The following is a 23,333-nucleotide window of genomic DNA, read 5'->3' as shown; positions in this document are numbered from 1 at the left end:
CATTCCTTATTGGTCATGGTGGCAAACGGAATTGGTGCTATGGAAGTATAAAGGTAAATCTCTATCATTCTTCCGTATAAAATAACGGTTATAATGATCGACAGAATCCGCATGGTAATACTGATCAGCAGCGTTTCCATGGATAACAAGAACAAATCCCCCAGTTCCATATCTTCCAGTGCATCCACAATCCTTGTGATTGCTTCCGATGCGTCCACTGCTGTGTTTCCGGAAATTACTCCGGCGGCATTGTTGACCACATGCTGGCCAACGTCAAAGACCGCCATCGTGATATTGAACGTATTCGTCACCAGATAAATGGCTACATACGCCTTAAAGATCCAGAGGAAAATGTTGTAAGTCTCAAATTCATGGAAATTGTTTTTCTGCGTTACCATCGTAATCAGTTCATAGCACAGGACAAATGTGATGATCAGTCCCGCAATGGGGACAATCACCGTTTGGGAAATGTTCTGGATCAGATTGAAGATTCCGGCATTCCATCCCTGCGGTGTCTGTCCCACCTGCCCGGCTATGGTTCCCACCTGCTCATTGACAGACGTGAACATGTTATCCAAACAGGACTTGATAAGCCCGATCAGGATATCCTTTATCGCTTCCGTAATTCTCTCAATGATGGTGTTCATCTACCACTCCTCTTAAGAGAACAATGTTGCCAGCTGTGGAATCAGGGTAGTTCCCAGCAGCATGATTCCGGCACCAGCCATCAGCTGTTTTATCCCCAATTAGGTGTAAAACTCTGCTCGATGGCGGGCGGCGGCGTACAAAAAATCTATATGGTGTTTTTAAGAGAACCGTCCCGGCGGGACAGGTCAGGCAGTGACCTGTTCCACCTCTGGGATGGGTTTGAGATTAAAATGAATTTCGATAGAAATGTGTCTTGTTTTATCTTCGTCAATGCGCTCATGCACGACGATTTCTTTGATTAAGCGGTTAAGGGTGGCTGCGTCCAGCTCTGTAATGTTGGCGTATTCCTGAATGGCTTCCACCCATTGTTTTGCGTCATTGGCAAGCTGGACTTCATCGGACAGCCGCTTTCTGCCCTCGGACACTTTTGCTTTAAGCTCCGCTTGCTCGGTCTGTGTCTTTTCCAGCATGGTGTTGAAATTCTGTTCACTGATACGCCCTGCAATCATATCCTCATAAAGCCGCATTACCATTTTGTCCAGAACCTCAATCCGTTCCTCGTCCCTTGTGAGGGAGCGTTCCATTGCTTCCCGCTGTTCCCGCTGCTCGGCTTCACAGGTATTGGTCAAGCGGTCGGCAACCGCTTCCCCGTCCATCAGGGCGGCTCTGGCACATTCCCGGATTTTCCGCAGCACATGGCTGTAAAGGGTGTCATAATCAATCCGGTGCTGGGTGCAGTGGTTCTTTCCAAAGGCATTGTAGGTTTTGCAGGAGTAAATCTGCTGGGGATGTTTTGCGTTTGTGTAGCGTATCGTCAGTGACTTCCCACACTCACCGCATTTTATCAGTCCGGCAAACAGGCTGATTTCATTGGTCTGCCCCGGACGCTGGCGGGATTTCAGCTTGTTCTGCACAATGTCAAAGCTCATGCGGTCAATCAGCGGTTCATGCTGTCCCTCCACCACAATCCAGTCCTCCGGCTTCTTTTCCCCAATCGTGCCGATTTTGAAACGGTAGTCCTTTTTCTGGGAAGCAATCGCCCCGGTGTAGACGGGATTCATCAAAAGGTCTTTGATAACGGAGAAGTCCCACATATACCGCCCGTTTTCCGGGTCTTTCTTTTCCCATTTGGTGCGGGTATTGCGAAGCCCCCGTTCCCGGTTCCACCATGTGGGGCAGGGGATTTTTTCTTCCTCCAGCCGTCTGCGGATATAGTTCGGACCATGACCGTTTAGGGCATATCCGAAAATCAGCCGCACAATCGGGGCGGTTTCCTCGTCAATGAGCAGATGGTTTTTGTCCTCCGGGTCTTTCCGATACCCGAACGGGGCAAGACACCCGGTAAACTGTCCTTTCTGCGCTTTCAGAAGATAAGAGGAATGGACTTTCTTGGAAATATCCTTGCTGTACATCTCGTTCAGGATATTCTTGAACGGGGCAATATCGTTGTTATCACGCAGGGTGTCGATACCGTCATTCATGGCGATATAGCGAACACCGTTTCTTGGGAAAAAGTCCTCAATCAAATGCCCGGTTTGCAGATAGTTACGCCCCAGTCGGCTGAGGTCTTTCGTGATGACAAGGTTGATTTGCCTGCGCTCAATGGCTCTCAACATTCTCTGTAAATCAGGACGCTCCATATTAAGACCTGTGAAGCCATCGTCCTGATAGACTGCCACAACCTCCCATCCCTGCTTTTCGCAGTATTTTTCCAGCATATCACGCTGGTTTGCGATACTGGCACTTTCGCCTTGCAGGTCATCGTCCTTTGACAGCCTGCAATAGACCGCTGCACGATACCCTCCGGCAAGTGCCGAACCGATTGTTCTGTATTCCATTTCGTTCATCATAGCCATTTACCCACACAATCCAGACGGTATCTGGCTCTTTTGAACCTCATCTTCATTATAGCTCATATCTTTCCTTTTAGCAAGATATTCTTTCGTATTTGTCTTACCGTATTTCTGGGAAATCAGGCTGACGAACACATCGGTTGCGTCCAGTTCCCCGTCAAATACCGTTGTAACATGAATCTCTGTTTTGTTTTTTGCCATAGGCAGTTATCCTCCATACATGAAAATAGCCAGACAGAGGGTGTCGGCAACGAAGTCCGGCAACGGGCTTCAAAAGACCTTGCAAACAATCTCAATCTGGCGATGGTTACTATTTATACTTTTCTTTTATTTTTCTGTTGTTTTGGTTGTTATAAGGGAGAAAAGCCCGGAAATAAGGGGTTTTCCCCGGCAACCGGATCGGCAACGGGATAGCAACAGGGGGTGCAACGGGCGGTCATTTTCAGAATGGAAGCTCCATCTGTTCTGTGACCTCCACAAAACCATCCATCGTTTTTTCAGACGGGTTGCCGGAGTCCGTTGCCGGGTTTTCACGCTCCCAGCCCTTTTGTCTGCCATATTCGGAAAACATTCTTGGGTTCGGGAAGTACCGCCAGCCGGTAATGCACTGGTTCATAATCTCGTTGATTTCCCGGATTTCCCATTGCTTCGGCTCGTCAAAGGTATGGTTCAAGGCTTCCTTGTAAAGCTGCTTGGAACAGACCATGCTCCCGGTGTACTTATCAAGATACGCCTGTATCATTCCGGCTTTGGTGTCCTCCGGCATAAAATCCCGCTGGTGTTCTTTGAGATACCGTTGCATGGTGGGGCTGAAAGCCAGCTTGAACCTGCCGCTTCGGTAAATCTCCATAGCTTCTGCCCACATCTGCTCGATATAGGCTCTGGAAGCAGCTTCGTCCTCCAAAATGTGAACCTCGGCTTGCTCCGGGTACACCATGACGGGGATAAAGCGGCGGTTGCCGGAACGGTCAAGGGGCAGGAAGTCAAGGGCATTGGAAGTGCCGCCAAACACGCACTGACGGGGGCGGTCTGCCGGGTGGGTTTCATAGGGTATCTTGTAAACTTCTTTCTGCCGGCTTAAAAATGACTTGATTTCCTCAATGCTCTTGGCGTTGGCGGTTGCCATCATTTCCGACATTTCGATAATCCAGTGACCTTGCAGCTTGCGGTACACATTGTCATCGTCCAGCTTCCGCAAATCATCGGAGAACCACTCGTCTCGGACTGCCAGCAGACGGAAGAAGGTGGACTTGCCAGCCCCCTGACCGCCTACCAGACAGAGCATGATTTCAAACTTACACCCCGGCTGAAAGGCTCGTGAGATTGCACCCAGCAGGAACAGCTTCAACGCTTCATAGGTGTAATCGTCTGCGTCAGCCCCCAGAAAGTGCCGCAGACAGAAACGGATTCGTTCTGTCCCGTCCCACACAAGGGCACTTAGGTAGTCCCGGATGGGATGGTACTTGTTTTCATTCGCCACAATCCCGATGGCGTTATCAATCTTTTTCTCATTGGTAAGCCCATAGGTTTCTTCCAGATAGAGAAGCAGATACTTCATGTCCGTATCGTTCAGGGCGGTGCTTTCTCTGTGGAAGCCGATGGGCTTTATGATGTCCTTGCGGTCAGTTAGGATGTTGTATGCGATAGCCCCGGAAAGCAGAGGGTCACGCTGGAATACGGTCAGGCAGTTCCGGATGCTCTGACGGACACCGCCTTTCTCGGTGGTTTCCAGCCCCGCCTTGATTTCCTCAATGCTCTGGGGCGGCTGCATGGCGTTCATGGTGTTTTTTAGTTCTTGCTGCGTCTGCGGCTGCAAGCTCTGCCATTCGCTGTTCAAGCTGTATCACATCCTTTCCGTAGTCCGTAATCAAAGCCGCTTTTTCCTCTGTCTCCCCGAACAGCAGCACATCCAGCAGATATTCCACTTGGTCTTGCTTCTGTAAGGCTTCCACAAACCGGGGATGAAAGGCTTCCTCCGGGGAGTGCGGGGCGTAGTCCGTTCTCCATGCCATAAGCAAGTGAAGATAATCGGTAAGAATACGGAAGCAGCGGTTTTTTGCTTCCTGAAACTGTTCCTCCGGGGATTTCTGCCGGGGCTTGGGCTTTTTTGCCTTTCCCGGCGGTTTCCAGTCCTCATAGGAAAGCCCGAAGTCCTGTGCCAGCTGTACGGCGGCTTCTTTCTTTCCCAGCCCATACAGGGCGGCGGCAAAATCAATCACATCCCCATCCGCACCGCAGCCGAAGCAGTGGTAACGCCGATCCAGCTTCATGCTTGGGGTTTTATCGTTATGGAACGGGCAGCAAGCCATCCCGTTCCGACCTACATGGATTCCATAATGCTCCGCAGCCTGTCTTGTTGTGACGGACTGCTTCACAGCTTCAAATACATTCAAATGTATCCCTCCTTGAAAATAAGAAAAGCACCTGACATTCTCTGATTGAAAATGGCAAGTGCCTGTTAAAGTTCCATATCCTGTTGTTTGTGTTTTGTCTGCGCCGGGGCAGTTCTTTGTGCTTTTTTCTCGTCTGCCTTATCCCGCAAGACTTCCTTGATGGGCTGCTTCTTGGGCGGCTCTTTGCTTTCCTCTGTGCCGGGGGTGGCTTTCCGTACCCAGTAGCGAATGTCCCGCAGCTTCTTCAAATCCTCCTGTACCTCAGTCAGCGGTGTTTTCAGGGCTGCAATTTCTTCCAGAAGCGTTTCCTGCTCCTCTTGCAGCTCCTTTTGGGTACTGTCCTTATCGTCCGGGTGCTTGGCAAGGTAGGCGGCGGCTTTCGCATACCGGGCAACCTCCGGGTGTTCCTGTTTGAATTTCTCCTTTGTTTTCTTGAAAAATATCTTCTGGTACTTCTCATAGACAGGCTTACATTCCTTGCAGTCTGTCCGGCTGGCAAGAATCCCGTCAATCACTTTGCTGCGGGCTTCCTTTGGCTTCATCTGATTGCGGTAATCTGCGGCTGATTTCCCGGAAGATTCCAGAAATGCTTCTAAGTCCTCCACAGTGGAAAGCCCCCTTTGCCGGAGATAGGACAGGGCTTCGCTGACTGCCTTTAAGTCCTGTGAAGTCCCCCGGTTCTGTCCAGCCCTCGTCCAGTCCCTCCGTTCTTCCTTTCGTATCTCCATATACTTCATCAGCAGATTGGGAAGAAGTGTTGCTTCCTCCGCCGCTTTTTGTGCAAGCAGTTCTTTTCGTTTTTCTCCCAGCTCGGTAATCCAGCCTTTGAGGTTTTGGATAAGCTGCCGGATGGACTTCATCAGACTGTTGGCGGCTCTGATTTCCCGGTTCAGGTTGCCGATATTCGTCTGAATACCACGCTTTTCCATCTGCCGGACAGCAGCACCCTCATGGACAGTGGGAATTATATCAAGCCCCTGTCTGGCATAGGAACGCAAGTCCACACGCTCCGGGCGGTCATTGGCTTCCAGATAGCGGTTCTGGATGACCTCCCATTCATGCCGCCAGATTTCACAATAGTTCTGGTCGTTCCAGTCCACTGTATCCTCCTTGTGGCTTTTCCACCTGCCGGATGGCAGCTTTATCCGTTCCCCGTTTTCATCAAGGTCATAAACCTTGCGGCTCTTGGGAAGCCATTTCCCATGTTCGTCCATTGCCCTCATAGTGAGCAAGACATGGGCGTGGGGATTGTGTCCCGGCGGATAGGGGTCATGGATGGCAAAGTCAACAATCATGCCTTTGGAAACAAACTGCTGTTCACAAAACTCCCGGACAAGGACAGCGTACTGGTCAGGTGGTATTTCTCTTGGGATGGTAAGCACCCACCGCCTTGCAAGCTGGGAGTTCCATTGCTTTTCCACCGCTTCGGCGGCGTTCCATAAGGTATTGCGGTCTGCATACGACCGTGGGGCATTTGCCGGGAGCAGGATTTCATTGTGGACGATACCACGCTTTTCCGGGTAGTGCTTCACTTCCTGGTCGTATTCACAGAACAGCTTTTCGCCGCTCTGGTAGGCAGCGGCGGCAACCGCAGACTGCTGTTGGCTTCGCTGTACAATAGAAATTTCGTTGTGTGGACATGGCATTTTGTGTCCCTCCTTTCTATGCTTGGTGGATGGGGTGGAGTTTTACCACCTCATTTTTGGCAGAAAAAAAGCAGGAGATCTTTTTTAGATTTCCTGCTCGGTGTGCCGCTTTGTAGGTGGCGGGTATTTAGTTGTGAAAGTTCGGGACAAGTTGACCCGATGTATAAGAAATAATAAACCAGAAGTTTACAAGCTAAATTTGTTACAACAAAAATGTAAATACTCTTTAACCGATATTTCTTTGCTATTCAAAATTCCAATAACAACAAATATAACTTCTGCAACTGTAAGATAGCAGTCTTTCAAATCAAAAATAAAAAGGGTAGGTATCTGCAAAAAATCTAAACTTCCACCCCAAAACACCTTATCAATCAAGCTACATAAACATCCCGATATGCCACAAATCATTATCATTTTTACCCAAAAACTTGTATGTGCTCTTTTTGCCTGATATAGCATATATCCTGATAAAAAGAGGAACAAAACAAACACATTCAATAAAATGGTAACAAACGGACTTGATAATAATTCGAAGAAATTGCCAGCATAAGATAAACGAGTATTTAGTTCTGGATTAAATCTTAAAACTTTGGCTATTATATCAAATTCGTATTTCATAAATACTTTTGAAATTACTATTTTAACCATCTGGTCAATTAGAACCAATAATGCCACAGGTATAATAAACGGCTTAAACTTTTCCATCAGTAATACTTCCTCTCAAATTATTATTTTATTATTTCTTCTTTTTCGATTTAGGGGTAGGCAATTCTTCATACATAGCATTAAACAATCCTGTCAAAAACTCTTTATTATCAACTTCATCTACCAACAACATTTCTTTTGCTCCCTCGTAAGGTAACTCATACGAAACCGTTGGCATATAACTTATTGCTGATTTTACTGGTTTGACAAGTAATCTATCATCATAGATACCGCCTACAATCTTACCACAATAATAAATGACAAATTCGCCCATCATAGCTCGATAGGTAATTTCATTCAAGTCAGATAACTGACCTAAAATAAATTCTAAATATTCTTTGCTGGATGCCATAACTTTACCTCAATTTCTAAATTTATTACTGACTTCATTATACTTTATTGCTTATCGAAAAGATAGCATATTTTATGAAACTTGTCGGCTGGGAACAGCTTGCAACGCAAGGTGTCCCCAGATGGCAAGTCCACAAAAGGGTAGCTGGCGGCAGCCAGCGCAGGGGAAGCGTAGCGTCCCCTGTTTGATTTGAAGCAGACCATGACTGCGGAAAATCACAGCCCTCCGGCGAGGAGCCTTCGGAGAACGCAATGCACCAACCTCTGGGTGGTGTATAATTGCGCCCTTAGTAAACTAAGGGGTTTCCGGCTTCTCCCGTTCCAGCAGTTTTTTCAATAGTTCCTGCGTGTCCTGCCTGTGAAAAATGAGTTTCAACAACATCATGACATCATCATCTGTCAGGCGTTCCGGCTCTTGCAGAAAACTTTCCAGCATACCGCCACGGGTACAGAGCCGGTGCGTCCGTTCCTTTCGGGTAAGCTGCTTCAACTGGTGCTGCAATACCTTTTCATCATTAATGGCTTTCCGCAGCTTCTTTTCGCTTTTCTCCAGCTCCCTGTTGAGCTTTTCCAGCTTTGAGGTATCAGGCAAGGGCAGCGTCCTCCTTTCCCGGTATCAGCACATAAATCCTGTTTGGTTCTCCAACGCCCTGACGCACCCGCATGATAAGTCCGGCGGTTTCCAGTTCATTCAGAGAACGCTTGACCGTCATGGGACTGCGGGACAGGACTGCGGCAATGGCTGTGACAGGGAAGCAGACAAACAGGATTCCGTTCTCGTCCTCCTGCCCTTTGGACAGCATAGCGTCCAGCATCCGGCAGTACATGACCTTTGCGGTGCTGCTGACTGGAAATCCTGTCAACGCTCTGGGAAAGGGCATACAGGGCGGCAAGGGTGTGTCTATCGTCATAAATTCAAAATTCATTCGGTGTGTGCCTCCTTTTTCTTTGCTCGTTTGGATAAATAACGGGGGCAGTCAATCACAACCGCCCGGAAGCTCTGCCTGCACCCATGCTGGCATTTCCGGCATAATTCGTTGTAAGTGACACGCCCCCGGTTATTGAGGTAAAAGGAAAGCTCATATTTCCTCTTTTTACTCATTCTCGGCATATTGTGTTTCCTCCCGTTTTAGTGTATGGTTTCGGGGCGATTTTCGGCAAAATTACAGCCATAGAGCCGCCTAAAATCTCCCGAAGTATCAACGATAGGGTAGACTATCTCCCTATCAGATTGTCGTGTTTCGGTATCATTTCGGTGTCAGTTCGCCAGTTCTCCCCGGTGTCGTTCCTCCCCTGAATCTCACAGCGGCGTATCGCTCCCGTTGGTACGCTCGTTTTGGTCAGGGTTCCTCCATATCCCCGCCAAAAGTCATGGCGCTACATCGCCGGGGAAGCATATCCCACACAGGCTGGTCATTCGATTGGAATAATGCATCGATGAACTACCTGTATCATAGAACATTTTTGTGCCCTGTGCCGTATGTCCACAAAGTAGGAATTAAGGGTAAAAATCGGAAATTTCCACGATTGCGGAAAGTGTGATATAATCCAGTTAAGCGGCAGAAATACAACCGCTGGAAAGGAGCGTGCGCCCATGAAAGGAGCAACTACCATACAGGAACGTCTTTGGGAACTCCGCAAGGACAAAGGCTTAAATTTGGAAGAATTATCAGAGCTGACGGGCATTTCCAAATCAGCTCTTGGAAGTTATGAGAAAGAGGATTATAAGGAAATCAATCATGGCAACCTTATCACGCTGGCAGACTTCTATGAGGTTTCCGTTGATTATCTGCTGTGCCGGACAGAGAACCGGGAACAGATCAACACACCATTAACAGGGCTTCATTTGAACGATGAGATGGTGGCACTTTTGAAAAGCGGTCGAATTAACAACCGTCTGCTCTGTGAGCTTGCCACTCATAAGGATTTTATCAAGTTTCTTGCGGACATTGAGATTTATGTAGATGGGATTGCCACCATGCAGATTCAAAACCTCAACGCCCTTGTCGATACTGTCCGGCATGAAATCATTGAACGGTATCGCCCCGGCGAAGATGACCCCCATTTGAAAGTGCTACAAGCCGCCCATATCAGCGATGATGAATATTTCAGCCACATGGTGCTGGATGATCTCAACCTCATTATCCGGGATATTCGGGAAGCCCACAAAAAGGATAGTGAAAGTGCCCCACAGACCACCGTTGCCGATGAACTGAAAGAAAATCTGGAAGCGGTCGAAAAATTCAAGGGTAGTCGGGATGAAAAGCTGGTCATCCTTTATTGCAAGCAACTCGGTATCAACTATAAAAATCTGTCGGAAGAAGAATTCCGCTGGCTCATTCGGATTCTCAAAAAATCAAAGAAAATGGGAACGCCTATCAGCCAGAGGAAAAAACGGTAACAAAAAACCGCTGTTGCATGGTTGTGTTAGCTTCCATGTAGCAGCGGTTTATGCTGTGGTTATTCAGTTGAATTTTTAGCACGACAAACTGGAATTTGTCAAAGAGGATTATTCCAATATTCCACAGTATTTCTATTTACATCATAAAAAGTAATATTACCCGCATTTATAGGCAAGACAATCGCAAAAGGTTTATTGCGGTCAATATCAACCACTTGAATTGTGTTGCCATCATCTATTTCAAGTTGTTGCACCTGCTGTTGATTCATAGAAATAAATGCTCGTTCATTATATCCCTCTACAGTAAACTCCACAATTCCTCTTTGAATCCCCGAAAGAGTTCCACCTCCACGGAAAAAATATCCGAAGGAAAGTCCTGGACGATTGACATAGACGGAAAAAGAATGGTCACTCAAATCCTGAGGGTAAGAAATATATGCAGCCATCGTGCTGGAAACGCTTCCATCGACCGTCCAATCATCCTTAATCTTCTGCGACGAACGAATATCTGCCTCCAGCTTAGATGAAGGCACGCCGATCTCATTGTTCGTATAAAGAAAACAAACAAATAAAATACAAGCAAGAACAACCCCTATCACAATTTTAAGAAATATTTTTTTCCTTTATTATTTTTCATTTTTTTAAACTATTTAATACTAATGTCTTTTATAATAGCTTTTCATATATTATATAATCAATCTTTATAAGTCCTTTTATAAATTTCTTTTCTACCATTTTCGATAAATTCCTGTTTAATATTTTTAATTCCATAAACAATAGTTTCAATAGGATAATATTCTTCAACTATATCTTGATATTCTTTTGCTTTCTCAATATCTATATTTCCATACATTCTTAATATATCTTCTCCAAAATTTGTTCCTATTTCTTCTTCACTATCTTCAAGTAAGTATATAAAATCACAATATTCATCTATAATTCCAGAATCTCCAAAATCAATTATTCCAGTTAATCTATTATTGCCATCTAACAATAGATGATTACAACTAAAATCATTATGGCATAAACACTTTTTACCCTCAAAAACTGTTGTTGCATTTAGTCTTTCCATAAAACTTTCTATATAATCTTTTTCTATATCAGTTAAATCATTATAAATAGTTTCACGCAACAATATATACTCTTCTAATACATTTTGTTTATTATCAATAGTACATTCACTAATATCTGTATAATCTAAACCGTGCATTTGTCTTAAAAAACTGGCAATATCTCGTTTTAACAAATTTTGTTCTTCTTCTGACATAGTAGAATAAATTTCTGGTGTTAAAAAAGTTCCTTTAATTTCTTTATAACCTAGTATAGATAATTCATCACTAATATACGAATATTCAATATTAGGAATTTTTACATTAGTTTCTAAATTTGTATTTAAAAAATTATATATTGCTTTTTCTTTTGCATAACCTTTTTTCTTATTAGTACTAAATTTTGTTTTAAAAATGTATTCATTATTAACTAAATATGCCACACTATCATAACCACTACCGATTATTTCAATACTATCTACTTTGAAATTATCAAAGTAATGCTCAATTAAATATTTCATTGCCTTAACATTTGTGGCATTATCATCATATCTATATTCCATTAAATAACAATCTTCTTTTTTGCCCTCGTGTAATTCATGTTCTGGCAAATCTTCAATAATTCTAAAACCAGATTTTTGGTATGCCCTTATTGCTCTTGGATTATTTTTATGAGGGTCTAAAATAACTGCATTAGCATTTCTTTCTTTTTTCAAAAATTCAAAAATCAATTTAATATATCTTGTACCAATTCCTTTACTCCAATAATTTGGCTCTCCTATAAATTGATCCATACCATAGACTATCTCATCAGTTTTTGGATAATGATAATCAGTATATAACTCATCATACATTTTATATATTTGTCCATATCCAATAGGAACATTGTTATATTCAATAATTACTCTAAAAACTTCATCTTCCCAAGGCTCTGTATAATGTTTTTTTAATGATTCTAATGTATATTTTTTATCTCTACCACCATAAAATTCTAATACTCTTTCATCAGTTAACCATTTTAACATCAAAGGAAAATCATCATCTATTAAAGTTCTTATACATATTTCATTTTCAACTATATTCATTTATTTATCACCTTTTTCATAATCATATACATATACTATTTCATCTTTATAATCATTTTTACCACCTAATTTTTCATATACATGGCAAGCTCTAGGATTACCTTTATCAGTTATTAAAAACATTTCAGAACAACCAATCTCTTTAGAATATTCCTTAATAAAAGATAATAATTTTGAACCATAACCTTTGTCTTGATAGTTAGGTAACATTCCTATTGAGTGTAAATAAAACATTGTTTTTCCATCAGGTCTTAAAAGTGTATAGCAATATGCAAATCCTATAATTTTATTATTTTCTTTAGCTATAAACCCAAATGAACTGGTATCATTAAGAAATCCTTTTAAATTATCAATATCAAAAACCATATTATCATCAATTAAAACTTCTTCCTTTCCTGCCTTTCTATCCATACCACCGGGGCGACTGCCCCGGCAGGAACTTTTCTCTTATTATAGCACCAATCTTGTGTAATTACAATTTATTCTTGTAGCCTGCCGCTGATACCGTCTGGATTGTGCTTTTCCTTTCTTTTTGTTCCCTTTAATTAGCCATGAACTGTTTGATGCCCTGGCTCTTAGCACCGGATAGCGATAGGTAATCCTTTGAAGTTATCTCCGGATTTTCCCCCGCTCCACACCGTGCATGCGACTTTCACCGCACACGGCGCTCCATCGAATTCAGCCGTCCAGGGTTTTAAACACAACTTACACACTTCGTTACAGCATTAAATTCAAAGAATAATAGGTGGCATTTCTGCCATACTACGAAGTTTGTTAAGCTTTTCTATTTGTTTATTGTCAAGATTTAAGGATTTCAGGTACTTCTCAATCGTGGGTTCTGAGGAAGCATGGATAAGGATATGAACCTCTTTGCTGACAAGAATTAGATTTGCGTATTCATCCGAACCACCATTGCTTACCGGCACTTTATGGTGGCAATGAATATCATGAGAATCCATCGGAATTCCCGTCACTGCACATTTACCATACTGTGCCGCATACAAAGAAATACGGTTATCCGCATATTCAATGGTTCTACCCTTTACAGGATTTCTCATCAGCCATAACATCGTCGCTGTGTCGATTGCAAGATTCTTATGAATCTGTTCCCGACCTTTGACCGTGTATTTATTGATGGATTTCCTTTTATGCTGGGCGTTCTTCGGCTGGACATATCCCAGTGGAACCACCGGACGTCCATGAAGGAACCTCATCTGTCTGCTTGTTCCATACTTTTCTTTGATGAACCCATTTCTGAGTTGTCCCTTTTTGGATAAGTCGCCTTTCAGTCTGTTTCTGAGCTGTTTGTTGATACTAAAGGCAAGTCTGCTGAAGTCATGAGATACTTCTGTGGAAATACAATAGTATTCATGAAGTCCAGCAACTACAGAGTTGTATTTCTGAAGCTGCATGAACTGAACATTATCATCTGACGAATGAGCCAGTTCCTTTACTTCTTCCGAGACTTTATCATGAGCCTTTTTGTATGCTTTATCGCTCATATGAGACCGAACCACATATTTCTTACCCTTTCTACGGACTTTCAGCTTGAACCCGAGAAAATCAGAATACTGTCTTTTGAGATTAACTACTTTGGATTTGTCAGGGCTGATTTCCAGCCCCAGCCTGTCCTTTAGCCATAACTCTGTTGCCTTGTATGCTCTGACGGCATCCTCATGTGATGCGCAGAAAATTTTAAAATCATCTGCGTACCGAACTGCATGCATCTCTTTTAATCTGCTCCGGCGCAGAGCCCTGTAAGCGTGGCTCTTAATCTCTGTTCCCTGCGCATTGCTCCTCGTTTTGAATTTTGTCTTTGTTGGCATCTGTTCCCATTGGGAAGCAATCCACCAGTCCAGTTCATTTAATACGATATTTGCAAGCAATGGCGACAAAATACCGCCTTGCGGAGTACCCCGTGTGGGATATGTTTTCTCCCCATTTGGCAGAACAACAGGTGCTTTCAACATCTCTTTTATAATGCATAGCAGCTTTTTGTCCCGAATTCCCAATGCCCATATCTGACGCATCAGCTTTGTATGGCTGATATTATCAAAGAAGCCTTTAATATCGAGGTCAACCACATGGTACAGATGCTGTACCTGTATCAGCCTCATGCATTGCGCAATAGCAGTCTCAGCGGAACGGTTCGGGCGGAACCCGTTGGAGTTCTCACTGAATTTTGCTTCACATATCGGCTCCATGACCTGCAAAATACATTGCTGTACGATCCGATCCACGATAGTTGGAATTCCCAGCGGTCTGGTCTTTCCATTGGGCTTTGGTATTTCCACTCGCCTTACGGGTCGTGGATGATAATTACTGAATTGTTTCCGTATGAGACGGACGTATTCTTCCTCGCTTAACTTTGCAAGGTCGGCTATCGTCCTTTTATCCACTCCCGAAGTATCACTTCCTGTATTCTTCTTTATCGTTCTGTATGCAAGCTTGATATTTTCTTCACTCTCGATGATTTCCATCAGATGGTTGAAGGTTTTATCTTTCTTACTTTCTGCATACAGCCTGTCAAAAGTACCTTCCATGTCGTAATACTCTGAGTTGCGGATTTTTCTCTGTTTACTTTTCCTTTCTTGCTGCCCCGAAGTCAACACAGGCATCCTCTCCCTTCGGTTTGGATTTTCTTTGTCATACTCGAAGCTGTGTTTGTTGTGTTTTCATTTTCATTGCTGAATTCGACTTGTGGCTATCCCTCCACCGCTTACTTATTCACGGCTTCATAGGTACTGTGCCACTACTCTCACTGGAATAAAGAATGGTTATTGCCCTCTCGCGAAGGTATTCCCATCCACCACATCACTGGCTTGCAACCGCCTCCGTGTCCCCAGCTTTCCACGTTCCGATATTCCTATCATTGGATATCTTTAGGTTCTTCCTCTAAGCCTGTATCTGGTCATGCATAACCGCACCGCCTGTAACGATGCATGGACTTTCATAACAACCAATTTTACTTGCCCACAGATACCACCATGAAAGGTGTACTGCCTTTCGACAGCATCAACGTTTAGACTCGTACATTCGGAATTTCGTCAGTATTTTCATACATTCTCACCATGGATATCCGACCCCCGGCATATAGGCAACACCATCCACCTCTGGACAGCTTTCGTGTCTGGCCTGAAAACCAGTCTTACGATTGCTCTCTGCCGACTTCACCGAGCTCTATAAACTTTTGGAGAGAGCCGTTGCATGCTCCCCGCCATTCGGAGTATTAGGGTGGCGCTTCGGGACGTTACCCCCTCATTTCACCCATCGGAATATCAGTTCTCCAAAGTTTCGGGCTACAATTGCCCTTCGACTTTGTGCGTAAGCTTTTCACTTACGAACGTGTCGCACGATTGTCGTTTCCATATCCTTCCAGAAGGTTTACGACACCCCACACGCCAAGACATGCGTCGAGTGCGACTACAAGAGTTTTGAAAGTTGTAATTGCACTGCTAAAAAATGCCATATACATTCACCAAAACTGACTTCTTTCAGGTGTTTACGGGAACGAAAATACACCGACTAAAAAGCCGGTGCACCTAATGTCAGTTATTCCTTTCCTCATTATTTTCTGTTCATTCCCAAGGTTACTCCGACAGTTCTACATGAATTACTTCCACCTCTTCTTCAGATTTCGGTGTGTACTGCGGATTTAACTCTTTCTCTACTTTGTACCGGTTCTTCTCGTTTTCATCTGCAAGAAGCCGATAGTTTTTGTGTTTCGTGATATCATATTTGTCCGAGAAAAATGGTCTGGCCCCACGGATCTGCAGGATACATTTTCCACCATCCATGACTGCAATCTCATCTTCTGTCATCAGCTGTTTGCCTGTTTTCTGGTAATTCAATCCAAAGGACTTCTGATTGCTCCTCGTTTCCGAAGTGTTATACAGGTCAATGGTTTCCTTACCCAGAAGCTCGCTCATTTCCTTTAAGGTAGTTTTCTCTTTTCCTCCAAGAAATAGTGTGGTATCACAGTTACCCAGAATAGTATCTGCACTATCCTTATACATTGCCTTTAGCTGACTCTGTGACTGCAAAATAATAGAAGCAGAGATTTCCCTGCTTCGGATGGTTGCAATCAGCTTGTCAAACTGAGGAATTTGTCCAATATTGGCAAACTCATCAGCAATGACACGCACATGAACTGGCAGTCTTCCACCATATTCATCATCTGCTTTGTCACAAAGCAGATTGAAAAGCTGTGACTGTAACATGGCAATCACAAAGTTAAATGTTGTATCTGTATCGGACATAATCAAAAACAAGGCTGTCTTCCTGTCCCCGATCTTATCCAGTTCCATTTCATCATAAGACATGATCTCACGAAGTTCTGCTATATCAAATGGTGCCAGCCTCGCACCACAGGAAATAAGAATACTTTTGGCTGTTTTGCCAGCCGCCATTTTGTATTTTTTATACTGTCTGACCGCAAAGTGCTGCGGATCTCTTTCTTCCAGTTCCTGGAACATCATATCCACTGGATTCTGGTAAGTTTCATCCTCTTCACGGGTTTCGCTTTCATTCAAAAGATCCAGAAGGGTATTCAGATTCTTTTCCTCTTCATCTCCTTCATACCAGATAAAAGCAATCAATGCCGTGTACAACAGCTTCTCTGCTTTCACCCAAAAATCTTCGGAAGCTTTTTCCCCTTCGCCTTTGGTATTAACAATAATTGTTGTAACCAGCTTCAGGATATCTTTTTCAGACCGTATATAAGCAAATGGATTGTAATGAAGCGATTTGGAAAAGTTGATAGTATTCAGAACCTTAATCACATATGGTTCGTGTACCACTTTTCCTGATTTATCTTTCATAATATTTCCATTCTTATCTTTCTTAGGTGGTCCCTTTGCTAACATCTTCCCGCACTCCTCGATCAGAGTGCCTTTCGGATCTGTAATGACCATGGAACAGTTCATCTGCATGACTGACGGCTTAACGAAAAATCGAGTTTTTCCGGAACCACTGCCGCCAATGACCACTATATTTTTATTTCTTGCATACTTTGGCTGTTTAGGTCTACTTTCCATAGTCAATGCTTCTGTTGCTGTTAATGGAATATTCATCCAGGGATCTTCCGACATATAAGGTTTAATATCCTCAGCGTTTCCCCATCTGGCTGAACCATACTCGATTCCTTTCCGGAGTTTCTTTGCATCTGACTGTTTCTGCCATACCAGTAATTTCAGAATGACAGCTGCTACAATTCCTGTCAGCATATCACGCCAGTTAAAACTTGGCTGCAATCCAGTAAGAATCCTGTCTGCATGTTCCATCGCATATAATAGCTTGTTCCCAATATCTTCTCCCAGACTGTTTCTGTAAAGAAATGATGCCCGATTTGTATAAAAAGCAGTTAAGATATATGGGATATTGGTAAGAACCAGTTTCTTTTTATCCAGGGCGGACAGCCTGACCCTGATCTTATTCTTCCATTTTTGCATCAGATTTTTACCGATTTGCTTTTTCATCGGCTCTGCTCCTGATGCCGGTTCTTTACTTTGTCCTTCGATTTCTTTGGCATCATTGCTCTGTAAGTTGCAAGACGCTTGTGAATAGAAGGCTTATTCGCTTTTTGAATCTGTTTCTGGGAAAACTCACGGAAAGCAGCATTGAGGGCATCCTGATCACGTCCTTTAAAAAACACCAGATACATCGGTGGATCTTTACTCTTATCTTTTTTCAAAGCATAATTGATCCCGTATTTTCTGGCATAACGTTCAAAGGACTTGATATTCTTATTTGTGATCTCGATATTGACCATCCCGGCATTTTGTTTTGCCAGCTCTTTTACCGTGACCTTTCCCTGTTTCGGCTGATTCTTCTTCGCTTTCTTCTCTACCGATTTCTGCTTCTGATGACGCAGATAAGCAGCAAGAACCTTTTTCAATAAATCTGCTGTTACTTTGGTAGTCCGAATGCAGAACGTGACCGTTTTCTGAGTTACCTCTTCCTGCATGATTTTCCCTCCTTTCAGCGATTTAACTGCTGTCCAGATCTGTAATCATGGCAACCACCTCCTTCATTCTTTACTCTTCCTCCGCACACAACGCTTTAAAAAATTCTTTTCCTTTTGGTGTAACCAATGTCTGTGAACCAAGATGTCCATTGTTAAAATAGTCTTTTACAATAAACAGATCATTGTTCTTCTCCACCGCATAGGGTAACAGCGTGCCGGATGGACTCCTATATAGAAATCCTCTATTTAAAAGAAGTTTCACAAATTTTCTTTCTGGAAATTCAATCTCTTTTGCCGTCGTTCGAATATTGGTGCATTCTCCTGTAATCATGAAATGATCATAATAATCTGCTTTTGGCTGCATATCCTTTACACGATTTTGCAATTCTCGATTTCGATTGTTTTCTGCCAAAAGTCTCTCGGCAAATTCCAAAAGAAGTTCCGGGTTATCTTTTACCCTGTCTAAAAGATCGGTCTCTAAATATCCGCCTGTTTTCCTAATAGCCGGAAGTACCTCATCAAATACCCACTTCTCAAAATTCTGTGCTGACTTTAAACGACTTTTTGTAATCAGCCGATATACATCTCCCTCTGGAATAAAAATCATTGGCTGTACCCCACCTGATGTAAGGACGCCCCGTTTCAGGGCCCCCTTGCAATGAACATTTATCGCATTTCTTGGTTTTGCATATCCCAAAGCAAATGCTACATCAATTCCAGAAAATAAAAGTCTGCCTCCATCTTCAATCATACGGATGGAACCAAACTCCGAATTGTGAAACTCTGTGATTTTATAATCCGTCTTCTCCATCCTCTTCTCCATCCTCTTCTCCTCCTGAACCGGCAAGTAACATCAAACCATTTTCAATGATTGTGCTCCTAATAAACTCTGCTACATTCACGGTTAAATAACCAAGATATTCTGCAAGGAAACTACTATATTCCTCTTCTGTCAACAATTCCTCCAGTGCTTCCAAATGAGCTGTCACTTTAGAAGTCTGCTTTCCGCCAAGCAGCTTGCCTAATATTTCTGTAAATTCCTCTGTGTCACATGACTCAAACATACATAAGATCATCTCCATTGTTGTTTCCAAAACCAAACGATCCATTTTCATTTGCGTCAGCTCTTCCATTGTTTTCATGGCAGTCATAAGCGCATCACTTGTCATATGTTCTGTATTGATTCTTCCTTCTGAATCAACCAATCCTATTGCAAATAATTCTAAAAAGTATTTTCTCATAAATCTTGTCCTCCTATCGAAATGGCATTTCTTGTTCAAGTTCTTCTGGTATATCGAATGGAATCTTCCTCTTCTCTGCTGGTTGAAATCCGTCAGATTCTTCTTTTTTTGTTTTGGCTTCTGCAAACTCTACATTATCCATAATGACTTCGGTATAATAGGATGCAGTTCCAGTCTGTTCATCTTTGATCTGAGAGATTACCAACTCTCCGGAAAGAGCAATCTTAATTCCTTTTTCAAGATATTTCTCCACAAATTCTGCATTATTTCCATAAGCTGTGATCATCACTACAAATGCTTTGCTTGTGCGATTTCTTTTTACTACCAGTGGAAACCTAGATACTTTGGTTTGTCCCTTTTGCGTAGATGTCAGCTTAGTTTCTGGATCTCTGGCAAGTCTACCCATTAAAACAATCGTATTCATTCTTTTTGTCCTCCCTTTCTTCCTGCAACACCCTTCCCTGGTATTTCAAACAGGATAATAATCTGTGCATTTTCTGCACGAAAAAATGAGGAATGGATTCGAACCATTCCCCACTTGCTACAGGATTTCTCCTGTAATATAAATAAGAAAATCTAAGTATTCACATTTGGGCTTTGTCTGTACATATACATCTGATCGTTATCATTCCAGATAACCCGGCTGTAAAAATACAGTCACAGTCTCTGTTTCAGCAGAGGTCCTGTACCCTTCGGTGGTATCATTATTGCTTCGCTCTTCCCGTAGGAGTCTTCGCCTGCACGAGCCGGATTATCTCCGGTAAGCATGTTCCTCAAGATGTATCAGCTCCTTCAATTGTCAAGGTGCAATCGGAAGAACTGTCTGAACCTCTTTTACGTTTGTGATTTTTGGAAATCAGAGGATTTTCAATTTGCCTTCCATATACTCTGTATTGGGAGCGACAAAATCGGACATGATTTTAGAAATTTTTTGAAATTATTTTTTGAAGTGTAAAAAGATATAAAAAAAAGATGCCAGGATTTCTCCTGACACCATAGTGACTATGCCAACTTCGTGCCCACTGGGCACAAGGTTGATTGTATTATTCTTCATTTCCTAATGATATTGGTTCTTTCTTTGTTTTCTTGTTTTTAGATATCATCTTATGACCTGTGTAAATAGCCATAATCATACAAAGCAAAGAACTTGCCGCAAAATATTTATGGCTTGATTTTGAACCTTTATATCCGCTATAAAAAGTTCCTAGCATCGTTATCAATGCTCCGACAGACCAATATTCATGAGCTTTCATTCTAACATCTCCCTTTGTGTTAATTTTAATATGTACCGTTTGATGAAATATGCAAACAGGAATTTGGAACGTGCTTTATAAATTTTTTCCGATCCCCTCAAGTTCGTTCATGGAATCCTTGTTTTTTTCAGGTTCATCTCTGGCTGTTGCAGAATATGATTTTTTGAAGAGCATATCCCATGAAAGATATTTTGCCATACAGTCAAACTGCTTATCAATCAGCTCATACTGGATACTGTCTACGGGAGAACCGCCTACAACAATCGTGCCAACTTTTTTATTTTTTAACTGCAATCCACGGCAGTAGCACTTATCAATGATAAGTTTCAATTGTGCTGACATTCCCCACCAATAAACTGGTGTAGCAAAAAGAATCATATCTGCGGCAGCAATTTTATCAATTGTAGGATTTGTATCATCCTTATCGACGCATCCCTTAGAGCATTGACAGACACCACATCCCTTGCATGGTGCAATGTTGAGTTTGTCAGGTTCAATGATTTCAATTTCATTCTTTTCTGATGCTCCTTTTATAAATGCATTGATTGCTGTCAGCGTGTTTCCTTTTCTGGCACTTCCATTAATGATTACAATTTTCATGCGTGTATCCTCCAACTTCCGATTTCATGATATCATTTCTAATACAGATTTTACCGTATTTTTCAGATTCAGTCCATCTTTTAATCCCAGTCGATAGAAAAATTCTTCTGTTTCTGCTCCACTGCTAAAAATTGCATTACAGTATTCCGTAATCACTTCTTCCTGTTCTTGGGATAACGTTTCCAGTAATTTCTGGTATTTCTTATCAATCTCACTTACTGGCTCTTTATCCTGCTTTAACTTCCATTCTGAATATGCTTTCCCCATATGCTCTGTAATTGTCAGATTCACAAATTCCTGCACTTCCTCGGATATGGTGCTCGCAGATTCCTGTTTATCTTTCTTTTTATCATTTGATTTTTCAAGTGTCGTGTCATCAATATAACGAATGATTTCTCGAATATTTGACTTCATCGACTGCAGATATCCTTTCATCAGCACAGCTACTTTTCTAGCATCCGATTTTTCGGTTTCTTTTTCCAGCATATAAAACTCTTCCAGTTCTTTCAGAATATCCATCCCTGCTTTCATCTGAAATTCCACCTCAAGCAAATCATCCATCACTTTATATAATTCTTCCATTGTTTATTTCTGCCTTTCCATATAGCGCCACTATATTTTCCACAATCATCCAAAAATAAATTCCTGTAATCCACATTTCACAACTTCAATTACTGCAACTATCCCCATACCGATATGTGGGAGTAGAACAAACACTACTGTCGTAATAATCGCTGATTTCATTGTCCAGTCCGTACTGATTCCAAACCCAATACTCAAAACTTCTGTCACAACAGAGATTCCGGCTATCAGATAGCAGAATCCAGCAGATAACCCAACCAGGAACACCAGCACAATATTCACCGCTGCAAGTACCAGCCAAACAGGAGCTGCAATAATTCGAAATGGCAGTTTTATCATAAATCTCAACATAATTCTTCCTCCTACTTTGTGCCCAGTGGACACAAGGTTATTTTAGCATATCTGCCAGATATGACTATCTCTTTTTAAACTTCGTGCCCAGTGGGCACAAAGTTCTTACCTGTCTGGAATATCCTTCCCCCAGTACATGTCATGTCGAACTTCAGCATCATAAAACTGATTGATTGTTGCAGGAGCGTTATACAATACCGTCAGCATATACTGCCGGATATTCTTCACTTTGCTTGTACTCCTGTCAAGACTGAAAAACACATACTGGATGTGTTCATACCCGACTTTGAGCAAACGGCTCTTGACCACTTGTGTAGGCACAGCTTCCCCATTGATCTGTTGATATGTCTTTGTCGAACATATTGCATCCAGCATCAGCTCTACCAGCTCTTCTACTCGTCCAGTTCCATAGCTCTGACAAAGGATCTCATATTCGATATTATCATGAATTAACTGTCGATACTCATTTCTCTCCTGTATCCTATCTCTCCCTTTCTCTTGTTCAGATAGATATTGATAAGATTCATTCTCACTAAATTCAGTATAATTATATTCAGTATTATTACAGTTTGTTTTTGAAACTTCTTGAAGTTTGTTTTCTAAACTTCTTGAAGTTTGTTTTTCAAACTCCTTGAAGTTTGTTTTTGAAACTTCTTGAAGTTTATTTTTCAAACTTCCTGAAGTTTGTTTTTCAAACTTCTGTGTATTTACGGGCTTTTCCGGCTCTTTTTTCGCATATTCTTCTATTTCTGTCTCTGTATTTTCTTTTCTCTCTGCTACATTTTCCGGTGTTTCTTCCGAATCAAAGATTGCTGGCTCATCTGGATATTCTGTCAGGCTGAAATTTTTCACGTAAATAACATTTGTTTTTCCAAGTCCGATTCGCCTCTTCTCAATCAATCCAATCCCTTTTTCCTGATCCAGCTCTTTTAGACAATTCACAGCCTTATTCCTGCCACAGTTAAGCATTTCCATAATCTCTTCCACCGAAAAGAAAATATATGCCCTGTCCTCTTCATCAAACCACCGGTTCTTGATGGACAGTGACATCCGGTCTAACATCAGTCCGTACAGCACCTTTGCTTCGCAGGAGAGATTTTTAAAATATTCACTTGTAAACAGCAGTTTGGGAATACGATAAAAACTGTACATATCGCATTCCATTCCTTGAAAATAATGGAATGTTGCTCTTATACTCATGACACATCCC

General features: G+C 42.4%; 28 protein-coding genes and 1 pseudogene. 2 read left to right on the top strand and 27 right to left on the bottom strand.

Annotated features, from left to right (window positions below):
- From PGQ33_RS14015 to PGQ33_RS14000, 4 genes are all read right to left on the bottom strand, one after another.
- Nucleotides 1-647: VirB6/TrbL-like conjugal transfer protein, CD1112 family (locus PGQ33_RS14015; protein WP_270205922.1), on the bottom strand; the 647-nt coding region annotated here is incomplete at its 3' end.
- A gap of 12 nt (nucleotides 648-659) precedes the next feature.
- A complete protein-coding gene (locus PGQ33_RS17190) occupies nucleotides 660-710 on the bottom strand; it encodes a hypothetical protein (RefSeq protein ID WP_235853306.1) in 51 nt (16 codons plus the stop codon).
- Between the two features lie 123 nt (nucleotides 711-833).
- The gene (locus PGQ33_RS14005) at nucleotides 834-2,504 is read right to left on the bottom strand and encodes a recombinase family protein (RefSeq protein ID WP_006060475.1); all 1,671 of its coding nucleotides are present in this window, start codon (nucleotides 2,502-2,504) and stop codon (nucleotides 834-836) included.
- Nucleotides 2,505-2,702, bottom strand: a complete 198-nt coding sequence (locus tag PGQ33_RS14000) for a hypothetical protein (protein ID WP_003020324.1) — start codon at nucleotides 2,700-2,702, stop codon at nucleotides 2,505-2,507.
- Between PGQ33_RS14000 and PGQ33_RS16870 the strand changes: the two genes are divergently transcribed.
- Nucleotides 2,676-2,915: a hypothetical protein gene (locus tag PGQ33_RS16870; protein ID WP_021682886.1), complete on the top strand. Its 240-nt coding sequence runs from the start codon at nucleotides 2,676-2,678 to the stop codon at nucleotides 2,913-2,915. The two genes, PGQ33_RS14000 and PGQ33_RS16870, sit on opposite strands and share 27 nt — an antisense overlap.
- A 28-nt stretch (nucleotides 2,916-2,943) precedes the next feature.
- Here PGQ33_RS16870 and PGQ33_RS13995 read toward each other — a convergent pair whose 3' ends face one another.
- The 8 genes from PGQ33_RS13995 to PGQ33_RS13960 form a co-directional block, all read right to left on the bottom strand.
- Nucleotides 2,944-4,281, bottom strand: a complete 1,338-nt coding sequence (locus PGQ33_RS13995) for a virulence-associated E family protein (RefSeq protein ID WP_055262336.1) — start codon at nucleotides 4,279-4,281, stop codon at nucleotides 2,944-2,946.
- Entirely contained in the window at nucleotides 4,250-4,894 is a 645-nt protein-coding gene (locus tag PGQ33_RS13990) for a CHC2 zinc finger domain-containing protein (RefSeq protein ID WP_044954158.1), read from the bottom strand. Before PGQ33_RS13990 ends, PGQ33_RS13995 begins: the two co-directional genes overlap by 32 nt.
- 65 nt (nucleotides 4,895-4,959) lie before the next feature.
- On the bottom strand, nucleotides 4,960-6,540 hold the full coding sequence (mobQ, locus tag PGQ33_RS13985) for a MobQ family relaxase (protein WP_270205921.1): 1,581 nt from the start codon (nucleotides 6,538-6,540) through the stop codon (nucleotides 4,960-4,962).
- Between the two features lie 186 nt (nucleotides 6,541-6,726).
- Nucleotides 6,727-7,245 (bottom strand): signal peptidase II, encoded by a 519-nt coding sequence (locus tag PGQ33_RS13980; protein ID WP_109258347.1) that lies wholly within the window; start codon nucleotides 7,243-7,245, stop codon nucleotides 6,727-6,729.
- Between the two features lie 31 nt (nucleotides 7,246-7,276).
- Nucleotides 7,277-7,597, bottom strand: coding sequence for a TfoX/Sxy family protein (locus tag PGQ33_RS13975; RefSeq protein ID WP_109258346.1), 321 nt, complete (start codon nucleotides 7,595-7,597; stop codon nucleotides 7,277-7,279).
- 294 nt (nucleotides 7,598-7,891) lie between these two features.
- A complete protein-coding gene (locus PGQ33_RS13970; RefSeq protein ID WP_109258345.1) occupies nucleotides 7,892-8,188 on the bottom strand; it encodes a DUF3847 domain-containing protein in 297 nt (98 codons plus the stop codon).
- Nucleotides 8,181-8,522 carry a DeoR family transcriptional regulator gene (locus tag PGQ33_RS13965; RefSeq protein WP_003020305.1) on the bottom strand — a complete coding sequence of 114 codons (342 nt, stop codon included), beginning with the start codon at nucleotides 8,520-8,522 and terminating at the stop codon, nucleotides 8,181-8,183. Before PGQ33_RS13965 ends, PGQ33_RS13970 begins: the two co-directional genes overlap by 8 nt.
- Nucleotides 8,519-8,707: a hypothetical protein gene (locus tag PGQ33_RS13960; protein WP_109258344.1), complete on the bottom strand. Its 189-nt coding sequence runs from the start codon at nucleotides 8,705-8,707 to the stop codon at nucleotides 8,519-8,521. Before PGQ33_RS13960 ends, PGQ33_RS13965 begins: the two co-directional genes overlap by 4 nt.
- Before the next feature lie 483 nt (nucleotides 8,708-9,190).
- On the opposite strand from PGQ33_RS13960, the gene PGQ33_RS13955 reads away from it, so the two are divergent.
- Nucleotides 9,191-9,997 carry a helix-turn-helix domain-containing protein gene (locus PGQ33_RS13955; protein ID WP_109258343.1) on the top strand — a complete coding sequence of 269 codons (807 nt, stop codon included), beginning with the start codon at nucleotides 9,191-9,193 and terminating at the stop codon, nucleotides 9,995-9,997.
- Between the two features lie 98 nt (nucleotides 9,998-10,095).
- Here the strand turns inward: PGQ33_RS13955 and PGQ33_RS13950 are convergent, their stop codons facing one another.
- The 15 genes and pseudogenes from PGQ33_RS13950 to PGQ33_RS13880 form a co-directional block, all read right to left on the bottom strand.
- The gene (locus PGQ33_RS13950; RefSeq protein ID WP_270205920.1) at nucleotides 10,096-10,530 is read right to left on the bottom strand and encodes a hypothetical protein; all 435 of its coding nucleotides are present in this window, start codon (nucleotides 10,528-10,530) and stop codon (nucleotides 10,096-10,098) included.
- Between the two features lie 161 nt (nucleotides 10,531-10,691).
- Nucleotides 10,692-12,131 carry a bifunctional aminoglycoside N-acetyltransferase AAC(6')-Ie/aminoglycoside O-phosphotransferase APH(2'')-Ia gene (locus PGQ33_RS13945; RefSeq protein ID WP_001028144.1) on the bottom strand — a complete coding sequence of 480 codons (1,440 nt, stop codon included), beginning with the start codon at nucleotides 12,129-12,131 and terminating at the stop codon, nucleotides 10,692-10,694.
- On the bottom strand, nucleotides 12,132-12,542 hold the full coding sequence (locus PGQ33_RS13940; protein ID WP_109258340.1) for a GNAT family N-acetyltransferase: 411 nt from the start codon (nucleotides 12,540-12,542) through the stop codon (nucleotides 12,132-12,134).
- A 320-nt stretch (nucleotides 12,543-12,862) separates the two neighbouring features.
- Nucleotides 12,863-14,749, bottom strand: a complete 1,887-nt coding sequence (gene ltrA, locus PGQ33_RS13935) for a group II intron reverse transcriptase/maturase (protein ID WP_096240995.1) — start codon at nucleotides 14,747-14,749, stop codon at nucleotides 12,863-12,865.
- A gap of 722 nt (nucleotides 14,750-15,471) precedes the next feature.
- A pseudogene (locus PGQ33_RS13930) lies at nucleotides 15,472-15,600 on the bottom strand (Maff2 family mobile element protein); the annotation flags it as partial.
- 121 nt (nucleotides 15,601-15,721) lie between these two features.
- Nucleotides 15,722-17,581, bottom strand: a complete 1,860-nt coding sequence (locus tag PGQ33_RS13925; protein WP_222891062.1) for a VirD4-like conjugal transfer protein, CD1115 family — start codon at nucleotides 17,579-17,581, stop codon at nucleotides 15,722-15,724.
- A gap of 23 nt (nucleotides 17,582-17,604) precedes the next feature.
- Nucleotides 17,605-18,096: a PcfB family protein gene (locus PGQ33_RS13920; RefSeq protein ID WP_026650181.1), complete on the bottom strand. Its 492-nt coding sequence runs from the start codon at nucleotides 18,094-18,096 to the stop codon at nucleotides 17,605-17,607.
- A gap of 70 nt (nucleotides 18,097-18,166) precedes the next feature.
- Nucleotides 18,167-18,919 carry a phage antirepressor KilAC domain-containing protein gene (locus PGQ33_RS13915; RefSeq protein ID WP_226852932.1) on the bottom strand — a complete coding sequence of 251 codons (753 nt, stop codon included), beginning with the start codon at nucleotides 18,917-18,919 and terminating at the stop codon, nucleotides 18,167-18,169.
- A complete protein-coding gene (locus PGQ33_RS13910; RefSeq protein ID WP_026650179.1) occupies nucleotides 18,888-19,337 on the bottom strand; it encodes a hypothetical protein in 450 nt (149 codons plus the stop codon). The genes PGQ33_RS13915 and PGQ33_RS13910 overlap by 32 nt, the downstream gene beginning before the upstream one ends.
- A gap of 13 nt (nucleotides 19,338-19,350) precedes the next feature.
- A complete protein-coding gene (locus tag PGQ33_RS13905) occupies nucleotides 19,351-19,761 on the bottom strand; it encodes a single-stranded DNA-binding protein (RefSeq protein WP_049946959.1) in 411 nt (136 codons plus the stop codon).
- 619 nt (nucleotides 19,762-20,380) lie between these two features.
- The gene (locus PGQ33_RS13900) at nucleotides 20,381-20,590 is read right to left on the bottom strand and encodes a DUF6219 family protein (RefSeq protein ID WP_009300563.1); all 210 of its coding nucleotides are present in this window, start codon (nucleotides 20,588-20,590) and stop codon (nucleotides 20,381-20,383) included.
- A gap of 75 nt (nucleotides 20,591-20,665) precedes the next feature.
- Entirely contained in the window at nucleotides 20,666-21,190 is a 525-nt protein-coding gene (locus PGQ33_RS13895; protein ID WP_270205919.1) for a flavodoxin family protein, read from the bottom strand.
- A 24-nt stretch (nucleotides 21,191-21,214) separates the two neighbouring features.
- Nucleotides 21,215-21,772, bottom strand: coding sequence for a hypothetical protein (locus tag PGQ33_RS13890; RefSeq protein ID WP_044925306.1), 558 nt, complete (start codon nucleotides 21,770-21,772; stop codon nucleotides 21,215-21,217).
- Nucleotides 21,773-21,817: 45 nt separating this feature from the next.
- On the bottom strand, nucleotides 21,818-22,123 hold the full coding sequence (locus tag PGQ33_RS13885) for a hypothetical protein (protein WP_028087788.1): 306 nt from the start codon (nucleotides 22,121-22,123) through the stop codon (nucleotides 21,818-21,820).
- A 105-nt stretch (nucleotides 22,124-22,228) separates the two neighbouring features.
- Nucleotides 22,229-23,323: a DUF6017 domain-containing protein gene (locus PGQ33_RS13880; RefSeq protein WP_028087787.1), complete on the bottom strand. Its 1,095-nt coding sequence runs from the start codon at nucleotides 23,321-23,323 to the stop codon at nucleotides 22,229-22,231.
- Nucleotides 23,324-23,333: the final 10 nt, after the last annotated feature.

This window comes from Coprococcus sp. AM100_B19A, from assembly GCF_027662015.1.
In the GTDB taxonomy this organism is placed as follows: Bacteria; Bacillota; Clostridia; order Lachnospirales; family Lachnospiraceae; genus Allocoprococcus; species Allocoprococcus comes.
This window is presented reverse-complemented; position numbering and strand designations above follow the sequence as displayed.

Excerpts from the sequence above, each read along its gene's own strand:
- PGQ33_RS14005 (WP_006060475.1), bottom strand. The coding sequence starts at position 2,504 with ATGGCTATGATGAACGAAATGGAATACAGAACAATCGGTTCGGCACTT.
- PGQ33_RS13890 (WP_044925306.1), bottom strand. The coding sequence starts at position 21,772 with ATGGAAGAATTATATAAAGTGATGGATGATTTGCTTGAGGTGGAATTT.
- PGQ33_RS13905 (WP_049946959.1), bottom strand. The coding sequence starts at position 19,761 with ATGAATACGATTGTTTTAATGGGTAGACTTGCCAGAGATCCAGAAACT.
- PGQ33_RS13960 (WP_109258344.1), bottom strand. The coding sequence starts at position 8,707 with ATGCCGAGAATGAGTAAAAAGAGGAAATATGAGCTTTCCTTTTACCTC.
- PGQ33_RS13945 (WP_001028144.1), bottom strand. The coding sequence starts at position 12,131 with ATGAATATAGTTGAAAATGAAATATGTATAAGAACTTTAATAGATGAT.
- PGQ33_RS14000 (WP_003020324.1), bottom strand. The coding sequence starts at position 2,702 with ATGGCAAAAAACAAAACAGAGATTCATGTTACAACGGTATTTGACGGG.
- PGQ33_RS13915 (WP_226852932.1), bottom strand. The coding sequence starts at position 18,919 with ATGGAGAAGAGGATGGAGAAGACGGATTATAAAATCACAGAGTTTCAC.
- mobQ (WP_270205921.1), bottom strand. The coding sequence starts at position 6,540 with ATGCCATGTCCACACAACGAAATTTCTATTGTACAGCGAAGCCAACAG.
- PGQ33_RS13885 (WP_028087788.1), bottom strand. The coding sequence starts at position 22,123 with ATGTTGAGATTTATGATAAAACTGCCATTTCGAATTATTGCAGCTCCT.
- PGQ33_RS13895 (WP_270205919.1), bottom strand. The coding sequence starts at position 21,190 with ATGAAAATTGTAATCATTAATGGAAGTGCCAGAAAAGGAAACACGCTG.
- PGQ33_RS13880 (WP_028087787.1), bottom strand. The coding sequence starts at position 23,323 with ATGAGTATAAGAGCAACATTCCATTATTTTCAAGGAATGGAATGCGAT.
- PGQ33_RS13925 (WP_222891062.1), bottom strand. The coding sequence starts at position 17,581 with ATGCAAAAATGGAAGAATAAGATCAGGGTCAGGCTGTCCGCCCTGGAT.
- ltrA (WP_096240995.1), bottom strand. The coding sequence starts at position 14,749 with ATGCCTGTGTTGACTTCGGGGCAGCAAGAAAGGAAAAGTAAACAGAGA.
- PGQ33_RS13955 (WP_109258343.1), top strand. The coding sequence starts at position 9,191 with ATGAAAGGAGCAACTACCATACAGGAACGTCTTTGGGAACTCCGCAAG.
- PGQ33_RS13910 (WP_026650179.1), bottom strand. The coding sequence starts at position 19,337 with ATGAGAAAATACTTTTTAGAATTATTTGCAATAGGATTGGTTGATTCA.
- PGQ33_RS13995 (WP_055262336.1), bottom strand. The coding sequence starts at position 4,281 with ATGAACGCCATGCAGCCGCCCCAGAGCATTGAGGAAATCAAGGCGGGG.
- PGQ33_RS13920 (WP_026650181.1), bottom strand. The coding sequence starts at position 18,096 with ATGCAGGAAGAGGTAACTCAGAAAACGGTCACGTTCTGCATTCGGACT.
- PGQ33_RS13940 (WP_109258340.1), bottom strand. The coding sequence starts at position 12,542 with ATGGATAGAAAGGCAGGAAAGGAAGAAGTTTTAATTGATGATAATATG.
- PGQ33_RS13980 (WP_109258347.1), bottom strand. The coding sequence starts at position 7,245 with ATGGAAAAGTTTAAGCCGTTTATTATACCTGTGGCATTATTGGTTCTA.
- PGQ33_RS13965 (WP_003020305.1), bottom strand. The coding sequence starts at position 8,522 with ATGAATTTTGAATTTATGACGATAGACACACCCTTGCCGCCCTGTATG.
- PGQ33_RS13900 (WP_009300563.1), bottom strand. The coding sequence starts at position 20,590 with ATGAAAGCTCATGAATATTGGTCTGTCGGAGCATTGATAACGATGCTA.
- PGQ33_RS13975 (WP_109258346.1), bottom strand. The coding sequence starts at position 7,597 with ATGGCATCCAGCAAAGAATATTTAGAATTTATTTTAGGTCAGTTATCT.
- PGQ33_RS16870 (WP_021682886.1), top strand. The coding sequence starts at position 2,676 with ATGAATCTCTGTTTTGTTTTTTGCCATAGGCAGTTATCCTCCATACAT.